The 16865-nt window shown below is 68.2% G+C and carries 16 protein-coding genes; 11 read left to right on the forward strand and 5 right to left on the reverse strand.

The window, feature by feature from the left end; all coding sequences use genetic code 11:
• Positions 1-118 precede the first annotated feature (118 nt).
• The 3 genes from ON34_RS20735 to secA form a co-directional block, all read right to left on the reverse strand.
• Positions 119-262 (reverse strand): hypothetical protein, encoded by a 144-nt coding sequence (locus ON34_RS20735; protein WP_157172358.1) that lies wholly within the window; start codon positions 260-262, stop codon positions 119-121.
• Between the two features lie 62 nt (positions 263-324).
• Complete coding sequence (locus ON34_RS20740; RefSeq protein ID WP_051022921.1) at positions 325-885, reverse strand: Uma2 family endonuclease; 561 nt, start codon at positions 883-885, stop codon at positions 325-327.
• Positions 886-992: 107 nt separating this feature from the next.
• On the reverse strand, positions 993-3857 hold the full coding sequence (secA, locus tag ON34_RS20745) for a preprotein translocase subunit SecA (RefSeq protein WP_040781829.1): 2865 nt from the start codon (positions 3855-3857) through the stop codon (positions 993-995).
• Between the two features lie 635 nt (positions 3858-4492).
• Here secA and ON34_RS20750 point away from each other — a divergent pair.
• The 11 genes from ON34_RS20750 (at position 4493) to ON34_RS20795 (ending at position 15186) form a co-directional block, all read left to right on the forward strand.
• Complete coding sequence (locus ON34_RS20750; RefSeq protein WP_040781831.1) at positions 4493-5911, forward strand: WS/DGAT/MGAT family O-acyltransferase; 1419 nt, start codon at positions 4493-4495, stop codon at positions 5909-5911.
• A 40-nt stretch (positions 5912-5951) separates the two neighbouring features.
• On the forward strand, positions 5952-6485 hold the full coding sequence (locus tag ON34_RS20755; RefSeq protein ID WP_083889592.1) for a DUF6912 family protein: 534 nt from the start codon (positions 5952-5954) through the stop codon (positions 6483-6485).
• A gap of 167 nt (positions 6486-6652) precedes the next feature.
• Positions 6653-7810, forward strand: a complete 1158-nt coding sequence (locus ON34_RS20760; RefSeq protein ID WP_040781833.1) for a ferredoxin reductase — start codon at positions 6653-6655, stop codon at positions 7808-7810.
• Positions 7811-7855: 45 nt separating this feature from the next.
• The gene (locus tag ON34_RS20765; protein ID WP_040781834.1) at positions 7856-9310 is read left to right on the forward strand and encodes a fatty acid desaturase; all 1455 of its coding nucleotides are present in this window, start codon (positions 7856-7858) and stop codon (positions 9308-9310) included.
• A 99-nt stretch (positions 9311-9409) separates the two neighbouring features.
• Entirely contained in the window at positions 9410-10669 is a 1260-nt protein-coding gene (locus ON34_RS20770) for a fatty acid desaturase family protein (protein WP_040781835.1), read from the forward strand.
• Positions 10670-11030: 361 nt separating this feature from the next.
• A complete protein-coding gene (gene bluB, locus ON34_RS20775) occupies positions 11031-11651 on the forward strand; it encodes a 5,6-dimethylbenzimidazole synthase (RefSeq protein WP_040781836.1) in 621 nt (206 codons plus the stop codon).
• Positions 11652-11761: 110 nt separating this feature from the next.
• Positions 11762-11935, forward strand: coding sequence for a hypothetical protein (locus ON34_RS36180; RefSeq protein ID WP_157172359.1), 174 nt, complete (start codon positions 11762-11764; stop codon positions 11933-11935).
• Positions 11936-12287: 352 nt separating this feature from the next.
• Positions 12288-12992 carry a helix-turn-helix domain-containing protein gene (locus ON34_RS20780; protein ID WP_040781837.1) on the forward strand — a complete coding sequence of 235 codons (705 nt, stop codon included), beginning with the start codon at positions 12288-12290 and terminating at the stop codon, positions 12990-12992.
• A 10-nt stretch (positions 12993-13002) separates the two neighbouring features.
• Entirely contained in the window at positions 13003-13440 is a 438-nt protein-coding gene (locus ON34_RS20785; protein ID WP_040781839.1) for a helix-turn-helix domain-containing protein, read from the forward strand.
• Positions 13441-13549: 109 nt separating this feature from the next.
• Positions 13550-14011 (forward strand): hypothetical protein, encoded by a 462-nt coding sequence (locus ON34_RS20790; RefSeq protein ID WP_245548115.1) that lies wholly within the window; start codon positions 13550-13552, stop codon positions 14009-14011.
• Positions 14008-15186: a DUF6545 domain-containing protein gene (locus ON34_RS20795; RefSeq protein WP_040781840.1), complete on the forward strand. Its 1179-nt coding sequence runs from the start codon at positions 14008-14010 to the stop codon at positions 15184-15186. The genes ON34_RS20790 and ON34_RS20795 overlap by 4 nt, the downstream gene beginning before the upstream one ends.
• A 31-nt stretch (positions 15187-15217) precedes the next feature.
• On the opposite strand, the gene hpf is transcribed toward ON34_RS20795, so the two are convergent.
• Positions 15218-15844 carry a ribosome hibernation-promoting factor, HPF/YfiA family gene (gene hpf, locus ON34_RS20800; protein WP_083889593.1) on the reverse strand — a complete coding sequence of 209 codons (627 nt, stop codon included), beginning with the start codon at positions 15842-15844 and terminating at the stop codon, positions 15218-15220.
• A 289-nt stretch (positions 15845-16133) separates the two neighbouring features.
• Positions 16134-16778, reverse strand: a complete 645-nt coding sequence (locus ON34_RS20805; protein ID WP_040781842.1) for a ComF family protein — start codon at positions 16776-16778, stop codon at positions 16134-16136.
• Positions 16779-16865: the final 87 nt, after the last annotated feature.

Genomic DNA, 16865 nt, shown 5'->3' on the forward strand with positions numbered 1-16865 from the left:
ATGTTCGAGACCCCGGCGCGCGGGGCCGTCGCCGCGTCGCGCCGATCGAGGCAACCGGTCAGCGATTGTCGGGATGGGTGACCGGCGCGACGGTCACCATCGCGGAATGCCTTGGAAGTCAGCGGGATCGACCGAGTGGGCGGTAGGCGCGATCGTAGGCGTCGTCGATGGAGTCGTCGATGAGATCGGCGACGTCCGGTGTGGTCGCTCCCGAGCCGATCCCCGAGAAGACCGCCAGAGCCTCCGCACGGGGCACAGCCATCCGTCGGTGTGCACGTCGATGCGGAATCGAGTCCGCGACCGGATCGCCATCCACCGCCTGCGTCACTCCCGCCCGTAGCGTGGCAGGCAGCCGGTATCCAGGGCGAAACCGAAAGGTTGGGGCAATGGGATCTCGTCGCCGTACGTCCCGTCGAGCTGGCCGTGATACGTGCCGTCCTTGGGATGGGTGTACAGCGCCCACCGGCCGTAGCGCGGATCGACCGATAGCAGCATGCGGACGCCCGCCGCGCTGTACCAGCCGTTCTTGTCCGTGATCTGCTGAGCCTTCTCCGTCTTGGAGATCACCTCGACGGCAAGCTCGACATCATGCGGGTCGGCCAGCCAATCGTCGTCCTGATCCCATGCCTCGGGCAGGACCACCAGATCGGGGGTGCAGTAGTCGTCGTCATCGTCCGGCATCTGGATCGACGAAACCTCGTATGCCGCTAGCCCGCCCTGCATCCGTGCCTCGATCTGTTGCCGCAATCGCCGAATCGTCCCCGCGTGCGTGCCGCGAGGTGTCAGTGACATCACGAGACTGCCGCCAAGGATCTCGACGCGCAGGCCCGTGGCGGGTTCTATCTGCTCAGCGACGGCACGCAGGTGGCCTGGGCGCGGCTGCATGGCAGGGACGGTCACGGATGATCACTCCAACCCGTGCAGACGGCTGCACACGACTTCGCCATACGGCAGAACCGCGTGGACAAGTCCGCGCCGACGCAGCCGTCCGCTCAGTGCCGACGGCGGGACTTCGGGGCCCGCTTGCCCTTCGCCTCCGCCCTGGCCGCCTCGCGGCGCTCGCGGCGGGTGGGGTGGGGGCTGCCGTCGACGCCGTACTCCTCGGCGTCGCTGCGCACCGCGGCGCGGCCGCCCTCGTCGGGACCCGAGTAGCTGAAGCCGCGCGGGGCGGATTCGTCGATACCCCGGGCGCGCAGAGCGGCAGGAGCGGCGTGGCCGTTGGCGACCCTGGCCTCCTCGGTGGGAAGCGGGCGCGGGGCGGCCATGGCGCCGACCGGGGAACGCAGGCCCGGCTCCACCGCGACGCCTTCCGGCTGCGGCTGCGCCACCTCGACCTGCAGGTTGAACAGGAAGCCGACCGACTCCTCCTTGAGGCCCTCGAGCATCGCGCTGAACATGTCGAAGCCCTCACGCTGGTACTCCACCAGCGGGTCGCGCTGCGCCATCGCGCGCAGGCCGATGCCCTCCTTGAGGTAGTCCATCTCGTAGAGGTGCTCGCGCCACTTGCGGTCGAGCACCGAAAGCAGCACCTGACGTTCCAGGTTGCGCATGCTGCCCTCGCCCGCGAGACCATCGATCTCCGCCTCGCGGCGCTCGTAGGCCGCGTGCGCGTCGTCCAGCAGCGCCTCGAGCAGCTCCTCGCGGGTCAGCTCGCCCGCTTCGCCGATCTCGGTCTCGCCGGTCAGGTCCCGGTAGTCCAGGCTCACCGGGTACAGCGTCTTCAGCGCCGTCCACAGCTTGTCCAGATCCCAGTCCTCGACGTAGCCGTCGGCGGTGGCGCCGTCCACATAGGCGGTGATCACGTCGGTGATCATGCTCTGGACCTGGCCCTCCATGTCCTCACCGCGCAGGATCCGGTTGCGCTCGCCGTAGATGACGGTGCGCTGCTGGTTCATCACCTCGTCGTACTTGAGGACGTTCTTGCGGATCTCGAAGTTCTGCTGCTCGACCTGCGTCTGCGCGCTCTTGATGGCCTTGGAGACCATCTTCGCCTCGATCGGCACGTCGTCGGGCAGGTTCAGCCGCGTCATGATCGCTTCCAGCGCGGCGCCGTTGAACCGGCGCATCAGCTCGTCGCCCAGCGACAGGTAGAAGCGGGACTCGCCCGGGTCGCCCTGACGGCCGGAGCGGCCGCGCAGCTGGTTGTCGATGCGGCGCGACTCGTGCCGCTCGGTGCCGAGCACGTACAGCCCGCCCGCCTCGCGCACCGCGTCGGCGTCCTCGGCGGTCTGCGCCTTGACCTGGTCCAGGGTGGGCAGCCAGGCGCGCTCGTACTCCTCCGGCGTCTCGACCGGGTCGAGGCCCTGCTTGCGCAGCAGGATGTCGGCGATGATGTCCGGGTTGCCGCCGAGCACGATGTCGGTACCGCGACCGGCCATGTTCGTCGCGACGGTCACCGCGCCCGGCCGCCCGGCCTCGGCGATGATCTCGGCTTCCTTCTCGTGGAACTTCGCGTTCAGCACGTTGTGCGGGATGCCGCGCTTGGTGAACTGCTTGGACAGGTACTCCGAGCGCTCGACGCTGGTGGTGCCGATCAGCACCGGCTGGCCCTTCTCGTGCCGCTCGGTGACGTCGTCGACCACCGCGGAGAACTTGGCCTCTTCGGTCTTGTAGATCAGGTCGGACTGGTCGGCGCGGATCATCGGCTTGTTGGTCGGGATGGGGACCACGCCGAGGTTGTAGATCTGGTGCAGCTCGGCGGCCTCGGTCTCGGCGGTGCCGGTCATGCCGGACAGCTTGTCGTAGAGGCGGAAGTAGTTCTGCAGCGTGATGGTGGCCAGCGTCTGGTTCTCCGGCTGGATCTCCACGCCTTCCTTGGCCTCGATCGCCTGGTGCATGCCCTCGTTGTAGCGGCGCCCGACCAGGATGCGGCCGGTGAACTCGTCGACGATGATCACCTCGCCGTCGCGGACGATGTAGTCCTTGTCGCGCTGGTAGAGCTCCTTGGCCTTGATGGCGTTGTTCAGGTAGCTGACCAGCGGCGAGTTCGCGGCCTCGTACAGGTTGTCGATGCCGAGCTGGTCCTCGACGAACTCGACGCCCGCCTCGTGCACGCCGATGGTGCGCTTCTTGATGTCGACCTCGTAGTGCACGTCCTTCTTCAGCAGCGGCGCGATCCGCGCGAATTCGGCGTACCACTTCGAGGAGGCATCGGCCGGGCCGGAGATGATCAGCGGGGTGCGGGCCTCGTCGATGAGGATGGAGTCGACCTCGTCGACGATGGCGAAGTTGTGCCCGCGCTGCACCAGGTCGTCCAGCGAGTGGGTCATGTTGTCGCGCAGGTAGTCGAAGCCGAACTCGTTGTTCGTGCCGTAGGTGATGTCGGCGTTGTAGGCCGCGCGGCGCTGCGCGGGGGTCATGCCGGACAGGATCACGCCCACCTCGAGGCCGAGGAAGCGGTGCACGCGGCCCATCCACTCGGCGTCGCGCTTGGCCAGGTAGTCGTTCACGGTGACCACGTGCACGCCGTCGCCGCTGATCGCGTTCAGGTAGGCGGGCAGCACACAGGTGAGGGTCTTGCCCTCACCGGTCTTCATCTCGGCGATATTGCCGGTGTGCAGCGCCGCGCCGCCCATCACCTGCACCTTGTAGTGCTTCTGGCTGAGCACCCGCCAGGACGCCTCGCGCGCCACCGCGAACGCCTCGGCCATCAGCTGACCGAGCGGATCGCTCTCACCGTCGGCGACCATCTCGGCGTAGCGCTCACGGAACTCGTCGGTCTTGGCCCGCAGCTCGGCGTCGCTGAGCTCCTCGTAGTCCGGTTCGAGGGCGAGGACCTGGTCGGCGAAATGCGAGAGCCGCTTCACCATGCGACCCTCACCAATCCGAAGCAACCTCGTCAGTGTCAGCGCAGGCACGGGTCTCGTCAGTCCTCTGGTCGGTGTGTCTGTGTTGTTTTGCAGCGCCTGCGGCGCTGCGTGTCCGCGGCCCACCTGTGGCTCGGGCCGCGGACAGCAATGCTCGGTCTCGCTTCGCTCGGAAGCGGGAGTGTGGCCGAGTGGTCACGCAGAGTGACAACGTCGGGACCTCGACGTTTGCTGGCCCGTCGTAGCCGGATAGGTGACCGCTGCTGGCCACTTTACCGTTTTATACGGCGGCCGCTCAGACGCGAGCCGCCGCCGCGAACAGCAATGCTCGGTCGCGCTTCGCTCGGAAGCGGTAGCCGGGCCGAGTGGTCGAAGCACCATCTCGGCGTTCGCTCGCCCATGGTAGCCGCGGCAGGTGACCGCCGCTGCCGACTTCTCGTGCCGCGCGGCCGCCGCGCATACGCGCCGCAACAGTGCCGCAAACGAACACGGCGTCGACCGTGCATCCCGGTTCTCGCTGTGATCGAATCAGTTTGCGGGGCTCGAACGGAACAAGCGTGCCGTAACAGCCCCGGCACGCGATGAGGCGCGCCGAATTCACAGATATGCCACAACGACCGGGGTAACGGTTGTCGCGGCAGCACAATAGGCGGGGGGCGGCATCGGGAAAAGGAGTACCGGGCAGCGTGATCACGAGACTGACGCCGCAGGACACGGCGTTCTACCGGCTCGAGTCGAGCAGCAATCCGATCCATATCGGGTCTCTCGCGATCGTAAGGAACGCCGAGCCCGGCGACAGTGCCACGCCGATCCTGGACTACGACCGGCTGGTCGATCTGGTCGAGAGCAGGCTCGCGCTGGTGCCGCGGTACCGGCGCAAAGTGCGGGAGATCCCGCTGTCGCTCGGCCGCCCGGTCTGGGTGGAGGACAGCCGCTTCGACATCACCTACCACATCCGACGCTCCGCGCTGCCCGGTCCCGGCACGGATGAGCAGCTGCACGAGCTCGTCTCCCGGCTCGCCTCGCACCCGCTGGATCCGGCCCGGCCGCTGTGGGAGATGTACCTGATCGAACGGCTGTCGGAGGGCCGCTGCGCGATCTTCACCAAGTCGCACTCGGCGCTGGTGGACGGCGAGACCGCCCTGGAGATCGGCCACGTGATCCTCGACACCGGACCCGAGCCGCGCGAGCTGGCCTACGACGACTGGATCGCACCGCGCGAACCAGGCGACCTCGAACTGCTGGTCGGCGCGCTGGGCCACCTGGCGGCTCAGCCGCGCAAGGCGCTGGAGGTGGCCCGCGACGCGAGCGCGAGCGCGTTCGCGGTACTCGGTACCGCGGGCAAGGCGGTGGAGTCGGTGATCTCGGCGGTGCGCGCGGCGGCGACCGGCGCACCGGACAGCCCGCTGAACACCCCCACCTCACGGACTCGGCGCTTCACGGTGGTGCGCACCGAACTGCAGGACTATCGCACGATCCGCGGGCGCTTCGACTGCTCGATCAACGACACGATCCTCGCGGTGGTCACCGGCGCGCTGCGCAGCTGGTTGCTGTCGCGGGGTGAGGCGCTGATCGAGTCCACGACGTTGCGGGCGGTGGTGCCGATGTCGGTGTACGTCGAGGGGGGCGAAGCGAACCAGGCGCAGGCGGCCAGTGAGGTGTCGTCGTTCCTGATCGATCTGCCGGTCGGCGAGCCGAATCCGGTGATGCGGCTGTCGCACATCGCGCACGCCACCGAGCCCAACGGCCGCCAGCGGCATGCCGTCCGCGCGCGGACCCTGGTGCACCTGGCCGGGTTCGCTCCGGCCAGCCTGCATGCGATGAGCGTGCGCGCGGCGAGTACGTTCGCAGAACACACGTTCAACTTGGTGATCACCAACGCGCCGGGTCCGCAGGCGCCGATGTACATCGGCGGCGCGCGGATGCTGGAGATGTATCCGGTATCGCCACTGCTGCGCAATCAAGCGTTGAGCATCGGGATCACGTCCTACGACGGGCATGTCTTCTACGGTCTCAACGCCGACCGCGACGCGATGGCCGATATCGGCGTGCTGACCGCGGCGGTGCGCGATTCCATGGAGGAGATGCTCGGTGCCTGCATCTGATCAGACGAAGCTGAGGGTCTATATCCCGGCGACGGTGCCGATGCTGCGCAAGCTGGTCACCGACCGGGTGCTGGCCGCCGTCGGCGGGACCGCGTTCGCGGTGACGCCCGCGCTGCGCGAGGCGTATGCCTCCGGCGATGACGAGGAACTCGGCGAGGTGGCCATGGCCGAGGCCGCCCGCGCCTCGCTGCGGCTGCTCGCCGCCGAACGCGAGGCGATCGGCGAATCGGCGGACGTCGCCGAAGCGGAGCTTCCGGACGACGCCGCACCGGCCACCGGCGGCGGCCCGGTGTACCGGCGCGCGGTGGTCGCCGCCGACGTGACCGGCGCGAAGCTGCGGCCCGACCTGGACGACGCGGTGGTCCGGCTGGGCGGCCCGATCAGCTACCAGCAGATCGCCTCGGTGCACGTCGATCTGGCCGACGCCGAACCGCAGGTCGCCAAGGCCGTCGACGTGGTCGACGCGGCCGATCTCGGCGACACCGACGCCGAATTCGTCCTCGGTGACGCCGAAGACCACCAGCTGGCCTGGTACGCCGCGCAGGAGCTGCCGTTCCTGCTCGAGCTGCTGTGAAGCCGCCGGGCACGGCGTCGTAGATCGGCACGCTATCCGGGTGCCGCGCGAACGTTCGCGGGTTCACCCACCCGTCGTAACCTACGATGCCGTAACCTTGCTGCCGAGGCCGCGTTCGCTCGCGGAGCGGCCACCCGCAACCGACAACAGGGAGACCGACGGCAGCGATGGGTTCGAAAATTGGGAGCTTCTCGGTGCGAGGTGTTCGCGCGTGGCTGGAGGCGCCCGCGGCGAGCGTCGCCGAGCGCGGCGGCAAGCTGAACGTGCTGCGCGGCGCCGTGGCGCGAGTGACCACCCCGCTGCTGCCGGACGACTACCTGCACCTGGTCAACCCGCTGTGGTCGGCGCGCGAGCTGCGCGGGCGCATCGTGGAGGTGCGCAAGGAGACCGCCGACTCCGCCACGCTGGTGATCCAGCCGGGATGGGGCTTCGACTTCACCTACCAACCCGGCCAGTACATCGGCATCGGCCTCCTGGTCGACGGACGTTGGCATTGGCGCTCGTACTCGCTGACCTGCCCGCCGGACTGGTCCGCGCCGGGGCACGGCGGCAAGCGGCTGATCTCGATCGCGGTGAAGGCGATGCCGGAAGGTTTCCTGTCCAGCCACCTGGTCGGCGGCGTTCCGGTGGGCACTGTCGTCCGGCTGGCCGCGCCGCAGGGCGGGTTCGTGCTGCCGTACCCGCCGCCGGAGAAGGTGCTGTTCCTCACCGCGGGCAGCGGCATCACCCCGGTGATGTCCATGCTGCGCACGATGGACCGCCGTCAGGTCTTCACCGACGTGGTGCATCTGCATTCGGCGCGCACCGCCGACGACGTGATGTTCGGCGCCGAGTTGCGCGAGCTGCACGACCGCAATCCGGGTTTCCGCACCCGCCTGCATCTCACCGCGGAAAACGGCAAGTTCGCGCTCGCCGACCTGGACACCGCGTTCCCCGACTGGCGCGAACGGCACACCTGGGCGTGCGGGCCCGCCGGGATGCTCGACGAGATGGAGAAGCACTGGCGCGACGCGGGCCTGTCCGACCGGCTGCACGTGGAGCGGTTCGAGATCGAGCGCTCCGCGGTGGGCGCGGGCGGCACGGTCACCTTCGGCAAGACCGGACGCACCGCCGAGGTGGACGGCGCGACCAGCCTGCTGGAGGCGGGCGAGTCGGTGGGCGTGCAGATGCCGTTCGGCTGCCGGATGGGCATCTGCCAAACCTGCGTCGTCACGGTCAGCTCGGGCCATGTGCGCGATCTGCGCAACGGCGACGAGCGGCGCGAGGGCGACAAGGTGCAGACCTGCGTCTCGGCCGCCGCGGGCGATTGCACGCTGGACGTATAGCCCGACAGGTACCCTCGATCTGGATCGAGTAGGGAAAGGACCCCGGTGGCCATCACCGATATCAAGGCGTTCGCTCACCTCACGGCGACCGACATCGAGACCCTGGGGCAGGAACTGGATTCCATCCGCCGCTCCGTGGAGTCGTCCCGTGGCGAGCGCGACGCGAAGTACATCCGGCGCACGATCGCGGCGCAGCGCGGTCTGGAGGTCGCGGCCCGCGCCGTGCTGTTCGGCAGCCGCAACCGGTGGGCCTGGCTGGCCGGAACCGCGCTGCTGTCGGTCGCCAAGATCATCGAGAACATGGAGCTCGGGCACAACGTCAGCCACGGGCAGTGGGACTGGATGAACGATCCGGAGATCCACTCCACCTCCTGGGAGTGGGACATGACCGGCCCCTCCTCGCAGTGGCGCCGCGCGCACAATTACTCCCACCACACCTACACCAACGTCCTCGGCAAGGACGAGGACCTCGGCTTCGGCATCCTTCGGATGACCCGGGACGAGCCGTGGCGTCCGATCCACCTGGTGCAGCCGTTGGCGAACCTGCTGCTGGCCGCCACCTTCGAGTGGGGGATCGCGCTGCACGACTGGAGCATCGAGAAGGAGCTGGCCGACACGCCGCGGTGGCAGCTGATGTCGCCGCCGAACAAGGACTTCGGCCGCAAGATCTGCCGTCAGGTGGCCAAGGACTTCCTGATCTACCCGGCGCTCACCGGACCGGCGTTCAAGCAGACGCTGAAGGCCAACGCGATGGCGAACCTGGTGCGCAACCTGTGGGCGTACGCGGTGATCTTCTGCGGCCACTTCCCCGACGGCGCGGAGAAGTTCACCGTCGAGCAGCTGGAGAACGAGACCAGCGGCGAGTGGTACCTGCGCCAGATGCTGGGCAGCGCCAATTTCGAAGCCGGTCCCGCCATGGCGTTCATGAGCGGCAACCTCTGCTACCAGATCGAGCACCATCTGTTCCCGGACCTGCCGAGCAACCGGTACCCGGAGATCGCGGCGCGCGTGCGCGAGCTGTGCGACAAGTACGACCTGCCCTACACCACCGGCTCGCTGGGCAAGCAGTATCTGCTCGCCTTCCGCACCATCCACAAGCTGGCGCTGCCGGACCGGTTCCTCAAGGCGACCGCCGACAACGCCCCGGAGACGTCCTCGGAACGCAAGTTCGCGGGCATCACGCTGCCGTCGATGGGTGGCGTGACGCTGCCGGGCGCGGAGTCCACGCACTGGCTGCGCGTCGATCCGGAGACCGGCAAGCGCCGCGGGCTGCGTTCGGCGCTGCACGAGGCGAAGGTGGTGCTCCAGGAGAAGGCGCGGCAGGAGAAGGAGATGCTGCGCGAGGCGAAGGCGGCGCTGAAGGAGAAGGCCGAGCACGAGCGGCAGCACTTGCGCGACGCCAAGCTCGCGCTCCAGGAAAGAGCCCGCCAGGAACAGGCGGCGTTGCGCGAAAAAGCCAAGCGGGACAAGCCTTTTCGACTCCGCCGAAGGGCACGCTAAATTAGCAGCACCGACCCTGGATTGCAATAGGGGATCCGACACATCCGTGCGACCGACTTCGTAACCTACGATCTCGTAACTTACGGTAAGGTAACCCGCATGGCGATCTCCGATGTCAAGGAATACGCGCACCTCACCGAGGCCGACGTGGAAGCACTCGGCGCTGAGTTCGACGCGATCCGGCGGGAAATCGAGGCGTCGCGCGGCGAGCGCGACGCGAAGTACATCCGCAATGTCATCCGGCTGCAGCGAGTTCTCGAGATCGGCGGCCGAGTGGTCCTCTTCGCCAGCCCGGTGCGCGCCGCCTGGCTGGCGGGGGTCGCCCTGCTCAGCACCGCCAAGATCATCGAGAACATGGAAATCGGCCACAACGTCATGCACGGGCAGTGGGACTGGATGAACGATCCGGAGATCCACTCCAGTTCGTGGGAATGGGACAACACGGGTGCGGCCAAGCACTGGAAGCACACGCACAACTACCTGCACCACAAGTACACCAACGTGCTCGGCATGGACGACGACATCGGCTACGGCCTGCTGCGGGTGACCCGCGACCAGCGCTGGAAGCCGTTCAACCTGGGCAATCCGATCTACAACCTGGTGCTGCAGCTGTTCTTCGAGTACGGCGTGGCCATCCAGCACCTGGAGTTGGGCAAGCTGGCGGCGGGCCGGTACAAGCCGGGCACGCCCGAACGCGCCGAGTTCGAGCGTAAACGCTCCGAGGCGCTCACCAAGATGGGCAAGCAGATCCTCAAGGATTACGTCGTCTTCCCCGCGCTCACCGGCCCGGCGTTCTTCTCCACGCTCACCGCGAACCTGGCCGCCAACGCGATCCGCAACGTCTGGTCCAACGCGGTCATCTTCTGCGGGCACTTCCCCGACGGCGCGGAGAAGTTCACCAAGGCCGACATCGACGACGAGACGAAGGGCCAGTGGTACCTGCGCCAGATGCTGGGCAGCGCCAATATCTCCGGCGGCCCGCTCATGCACTTCATGACCGGCAACCTGAGCCACCAGATCGAGCACCACCTGTTCCCCGATCTGCCGAGCAACCGGTACGCCGACATCGCCGTGCGGGTGCGCGAGCTGGCCGACAAGTACGACCTGCCCTACACCACCGGCTCGCTGCCGGTGCAGTACTTCAAGGCGTGGCGGACGATTCTCAAGCTGTCACTGCCGAACAAGTACCTGCGCGCCACCGCCGACGACGCCCCGGAAACCGCCTCGGAACGCAAATTCCGCGGCCGCACCACCGCCACGGTCGACCCGGTGACCGGCAAGCGCCGCGGTCTGCGCACCGCGCTCGCCCAGGGCCGCCGCCGATTCACCCGGCGCGGGGCCGCCTCTCCGCGTCTCTAGGCTCCGCTCCTCCGCCTCTCCGGGTCTTCAGGCCGTACCAGTCAGGCGACGCGGGATTTGCGTTCAGGTCCTGCGTTGGGTATCACTCGAGTTCTGGGCGTACCCCGCGAGTTACCCATGTGCTCACGAAATCAGTACCTGCGATCCGGTTCGGCCTCCACGCCGCTATCGGCCCCCGGACCGACTGCGGCGCAGGTCACCAAACGTGCCGAGTGATTTCGCAGGTACATGGGTAACTCACCGGGTACGCCCAGAATCCGGGCGGCACCCAGCGCACGACCTGAACGCAATCCCACGCCACCCAACTCGTACGGCTTGAAGACGCGGAGAGGCGGAGGAGACTCAGGCGGTGCATGAAGTTTTGAGCGTCTACGACGTCATACGGCGTCGGCGGGACGTGCGCGCGGAGTTCACCGGCGAGCTCGTCGACGAAACCACGCTGTGGCGGCTGCTCGACGCCGCGCACCGGGCGCCGAGCGTCGGGAACTCGCAGCCGTGGGACTTCGTCGTCGTCCGCGAGCAGGCGACACTGCGCAAGTTCGCCGAGCACGTGGCGCAGCGGCGCGTCGAGTTCCGGGACGCGCTGCCACCGGAGCGGGCGGCGACATTCGAGCCGATCAAGATCGAAGGCATTCTGGAGAGCGGCACCGGCATCGTCGTCTGCTACGACCACGGCCGCGGCGGACCGCAGGTGCTCGGGCGGGCCACCGTGCCCGAAACCGGCGTCTACTCGGCGGTTCTGGCGATACAGAACTTGTGGCTGGCCGCCACGGCCGAGGGCATCGGCGTCGGCTGGGTGTCCTTCTACGACCCCGATTTCCTCGCCGATCTGATCGGGCTCCCCGAGAGCATCCGCCCGGTCGCCTGGCTCTGCGTCGGTCCGGTCCACGAGTTCCAGGACATTCCCGATCTGGAGCGCTTCGGCTGGCGTGCCGGACGACCGCTGACGGACGCGGTGCATCGCGAAACCTACCGCGGTTGAGCCCCGCCAGTTAATTCATGGTTCAATCGCCTGCCGACTGGGTACGACAAGGACGAAACTGCTTCTGACGCAGTGTTCTTCGTTCGTGGTGTTTCCAGGAGGTTTGTGCAATGGCCAATGTCGATGCTGTTCGCCTGTCGAACGAGCTGGGCATCGATCTGGCACAGGCGATGCTGCGCCTGCGCCGGGAGGGCATTCCCGGCGAGACGAAGCACCAGACCTGCCTGCGGATCATCGCCGATGAAGGACGCCACCGGCGGCCGGGCGCTCCGGGCAGGTCCTGAACCATCGCCGGGCTGATCATCGTGGCACGCGCGGCCACCGCAGCGGACAACCGCTCGGTCGCCGGGCGCGGTTCCCGGGCCGAGTGAGAAAAGTTCACCGTCGGCCCCCTTCGCCGACGGTGAACTTCCGCGCAACGGCGATCCCCTCCACCGCCGCTACCGGTCTGCCACGCGCCGTTGCGCGACAGACCGGACGCTCATCCCAGCGAACGCCCCTGCTCGTCCCGGAACCCGGCGCACGGCCGCCCCTCCGGGCCTCAGCGCAAAATTACCGTACCAACTTTCGACAGATTTTCCAAACGCTTTCTATTTGTTTGCCAACCGCCTGCCAGCGGCTTACCATGGACCCACTATGCATAGCCCTTCGGAGCTGTCGCGGCAGAAGAGATTCGGGCGAATCATCAAAGAACGCCGGGACGAGCTCGGCCTCACCCAGCTACAGATCGGCGACCTCGGGGGACCTTCGGCGCCGACCATCCGGAAGATCGAAGACGGCGAGGCGACCATCAGCGTGCACACGCTGAACAAGCTCGACGCGCCGCTGCGCTGGCTGCCGGGCAGTGCCGCACGCACCTACGCGGGCGGAATCCCGGCCGCCGACGAACCGGCCGACACCGCCCAGGGCGACGGCAAGTCGGTGGTGGCCGGACCGGACGCGATCCGATTCGACATCGCCGACCTCACCGGACTGCTCGCCGCCTCGGGCAGGCTGAACGACGCCGTCGAACACGGCCGTACCACCGACCCGCAGGTGGTGGCGGCGATCGCCGAGCTCAATCGGGTGGTCTCCAAGTTGTCGGCGCGCTACGCGACCGCGATGCTCGAACGCAACGGCGGCCCGGGCAGGCAACTGCATCCGCTGGTGGAGATGGCCTTCGCGCACTTGCTCGCGGTGCCCGCGGAGGCAAGTGACACCACCGAACTACAGGAACGCCGGTACCGCCGCTGGCTGGCCGGCCGATCGGAGGATCTCGATGCGGCGACCGAAGCCCAATTCCGGGCACGCTGGCTGGCGGCGAACATGGCGACGACCGCGGTTCGAAGCGGTGCGGACTGAGGGGACGAACATGACCGACGACGGACCGAACGGCGCCGCGCCGACCCTGAGCCACAAGATCAATCGGCTGTTCGCCGTGGTGCACCCGCGATCGGCTCCGGAGCGCAGCACCGCGTCCGTGGCCGCGCAGGTCAGCGAATTCCTCGGGCGCGAGGTGACGGCGAGCTACCTGACGCGTCTGCGCGACGGCGAATTCGACCACGAAAACGGCGGGGGCACAGTCGATATCGAGATCCTCATCGCGGTGGCGCGCAGCTTCGGTGTGTCCGCCGACTACCTCGTCACCAGCGGCCCCGCCGCCGCGGCGATCGATCGGGAGCTGGAATTGCTCGCGACCATGCGGGACGCGAACGTCGCCAGCATCGCCCTGCGCGGTTCCAACGTCGACCAGTCGATGCTGGCCAAGATCATCCAGAGCACCGCGGGCGCCGCCCCGCCGAGTCGGTAACATCTTGCCTACCTGGGCCACTGAGCTTTTGTAGGAGACCGATCACATGGCCATCCAGGCCCGGTTCCGGAGCTTGACACGGGACCTACCGATTCCCCACCCATGGGATTTGTCGACTTACCTCGACGACGTCGCCGCCTACCGTGGCCGGAGCATCAGCCTGCTGCCGATCGACACCGCGCTGCTCGCGGGCACCGGTTGCGGCACGGGCAGCGGGCTGTGGATCGCCAAGCAGGACAGCGACGTCATCGTCTACGGCGCCGACACCACCGAATGGCACGCCGAGCACATCATCGTGCACGAGCTCGGGCACATGCTGCTGGGGCACGGCCCGGAGCAGTCCGATCCCGACGAGCCGTCCGCGAGCACGCCGACCGTGGCCGCGATCGCCGAGCTGCTGCCCTCGATCTCGCCGGAGTCGATCGCGCACGTCCTCGGCCGCACCGACTACGGCACGCTGCGCGAGCGCGACGCGGAAACCTTCGCCGACATGGTGATGCTGCACGCCATGCGCCCTCCGCGCCGCGACTCGCTGCTGCACCGGACCTTCTTCCGCGACCGCAGGCGGTGACATCGCCGATCCCGGCGCCGATCGCGATACCGCTGATCGTTCTCGTCGCGGTGGCCGCCGCCGGGCGGCTCGTCCTGCTGCACGACACGACCGTCGACCGCCTGCTCAACCGGGCGCTGCTCTGGGGTGTCGCCACGCTGATACTGCTCGAACGCGGCATCGCACCGCAGATCGGCAGCCTGCTGCATCAGTTTTCGATGGCCACGCAGCTGATGGCGGCAACCAGCCTGTACGGCGCGGCGAGGCTGTGGTCCGGCGCCGACCCCACCACCGCGCCGGTCCGGCAGCGGGCCTACGACCTGGCCGGTCTCGCCGGTGGCGCGATCATCCTGATCGCCGGGACCACGGCACGACAACACGGGCGTCTGGTCGGGCAGGCCCTGGACCGGCCGACGGCGCTGGTCGCGTTGATCTTGTGGGTTCCCCTGCTGGCCACCGGCCGCCTGGCTTGGCGCGCCGCGGTGCGCGAGCTGCGGTCGGGTGAGCCGACCCCGTCCGAGCGACTGGTCTACGGCATTCTGCTCGCGACGATGGTCGTCGGCTCGGGCGGACTGGCTGTCTCCGCGGTGCAGTCCGCCGGACCGGGTACGTTCGATGATCCGGCGCTGGTGCGCTGGGCCGGACCGACTTTCGGTGTCGCGGCGCTGGGCGCGACGATCCTCGCCGTGCCGCTGGTCGCGCGATTGCGGGCGCGCATGGGCTGGGACCGCGCCGCCCGGTACTGCCGTCGGCTGGAGCCACTGTGGCGCGATCTCACCGCGGCGGTACCGGAGATCGTCCTCGCGTCGGATGCGCCGATCGCCGAAGCCGACGCGCGGCTGATCCGAATGACGGTCGAGATCCGTGACGCGCTGATGCACCTACGCCACCATGTACCCGAAACGGCCGAACACACCGCCTATGCGGAGCAAATCTTGCTGGCCATCGAAACGAAAACGCGCGGCGCGTCGACAGCGGCGCAGACCCATTTCCGGCCTTTCCCGGATTCACGGCCACGCGAGCTACCGCCTCCTGAGCTCAGCAAAGGCATACCGGGCCGATTCGGCGTCCACGAAACTCACCCTGTCGGCGACATCGACTCGGATCTGCGGCTGCTGCTGGCGCTGGCACGCCGATGGCCACAGGCGAGAAAAGGCGTTCAACGCGAATCTCCGGGCATCCAGCCGGTGAGCTGAACACCCGGAGAGTCGGGGACCAACGGTGTCGTCAGGCGAGCCTGATGAGGCCGTAATCGAAGGCGTGGCGGCGGTAGACCACCGAGGGCCGATCGGTCTCCTTGTCCTGGAACAGGAAGAAGTCGTGACCGACGAGTTCCATCTGATAGAGCGCGTCATCGACGGTCATCGGCGTGGCCGAGTGCACCTTGGTGCGCACGATGTGGCCGGGCCCCTCGGCGTAATCCAGCTCCTGCGCCTCCTCACGTTGCTCCTGCGTGGCGCTCGACCCGGTGGGCTGCTCGAACAGCGATTCGTCCACCAGGTCCGCCGTCGCCTGGGCGACCGACACCGGCGTCTTGTCGCCGTAGTGCACCCTGCGGCGATCCTTGGTACGGCGCAGCCGGCTCTCCAGCTTCGCCGTCACGGACTCGAACGCGGCGTAGAAGCTGTCCGCGCGGGCCTCCGCCCGGACGACGGGACCCTTTCCACGCGCGGTGATTTCGACGCGCTGGCAGCTCTTCCGCTGGCGGCGATTGCGCTCGTGGAACAACTCCACGTCGAACAGGAACATCGAGGGGTCGAAGCGTTCTAATCGGGAGAGTTTTTCCGCGACGTAAATTCGAAAATGATCAGGCACCTCCACGTTGCGGCCCTTCACCACGATGTCGGCGCGCATCGCTCGCTGGCGTTCCGCTGGGGGTTGCTCTGGTGCTTCCTGGGTGCCGGCATCCAGCACCGACGGAGCGGGTTCTTTCACTGAAGGTCGTGAAGAAGTCGTCACGCGTACCTCCCGGATCTGGCCGCACAGACCGATTCACGTGCGGCGGGATTGAGCCGTGCCGATCGACAATCGCTCGGCACATGTTGTCCGAGGCGCCACCTCCAAACTCTCGGTTCGGGTGTGTGTTCGCGACGCTAGTACGCCAACCGGCCGATCGCCAGTGTTCACGCAAATTTCCCACCGGTCACGCAGCGCACGTAACCAGAACGCCACGTGTCGGCAATCCGATCAGCGCCAACGCGCGTACCGATTCGCGGGCCGTCGCGCCCGTGGTCAGCACGTCGTCGACTACCACCACCTCGGCGTTCGCCGGAATTCCCAGGTCAGCGGCACGAACCGGTACGGTGGTGACCCGCCCGCCCAGGTTGCGCGAGCGCTGCGCGGGCGTCAAGCCCACCGAATCACGCACCCCCGGCCGCAGCCGCAAGAGGGCTACCACTCGGCTATCCGGCAGCCATCGGCTGGCGACGCGCGCCGAACGCAGCACCGGATCGCCGCCCCTGCGCCGCGCCGCCACGCCCCTGCTCGGGGCGGGCACCAGCACGAGCGGCCGCCGGGCCGACCGCAGCGCGGCGAGCCCGCCCGCGAGCGCGACACCCAGCGGCTCCGCGAGATCCCGCCGCCCGCGTTCCTTCGCCGCGAGCACCGCCCGGCGCGCGGGACCGGCGTACGGCCCGAGCGCCCAGCACGGCACGCCGGGATCGGTACGCGGCCACACCCGCACCGGCGGACCGGCGAGCGCGTCGGCGCAGTCGGCACACCAATCGGCCCCGGAACGTCCGCAACCCGCACAGACGGCGGGGAGCACAAGATCGAGCAGCGTTCGCATCGGCACAGTGTCCGCCCGGCCACCGACAAGCCCGCTCCAGCGTGCCGACGACAATCCGCAGACAGAACGTTGCCCTCCGCGCGGCCA

Source organism: Nocardia pneumoniae NBRC 100136, assembly GCF_000308755.1.
Taxonomy (GTDB): Bacteria; Actinomycetota; Actinomycetes; order Mycobacteriales; family Mycobacteriaceae; genus Nocardia; species Nocardia pneumoniae.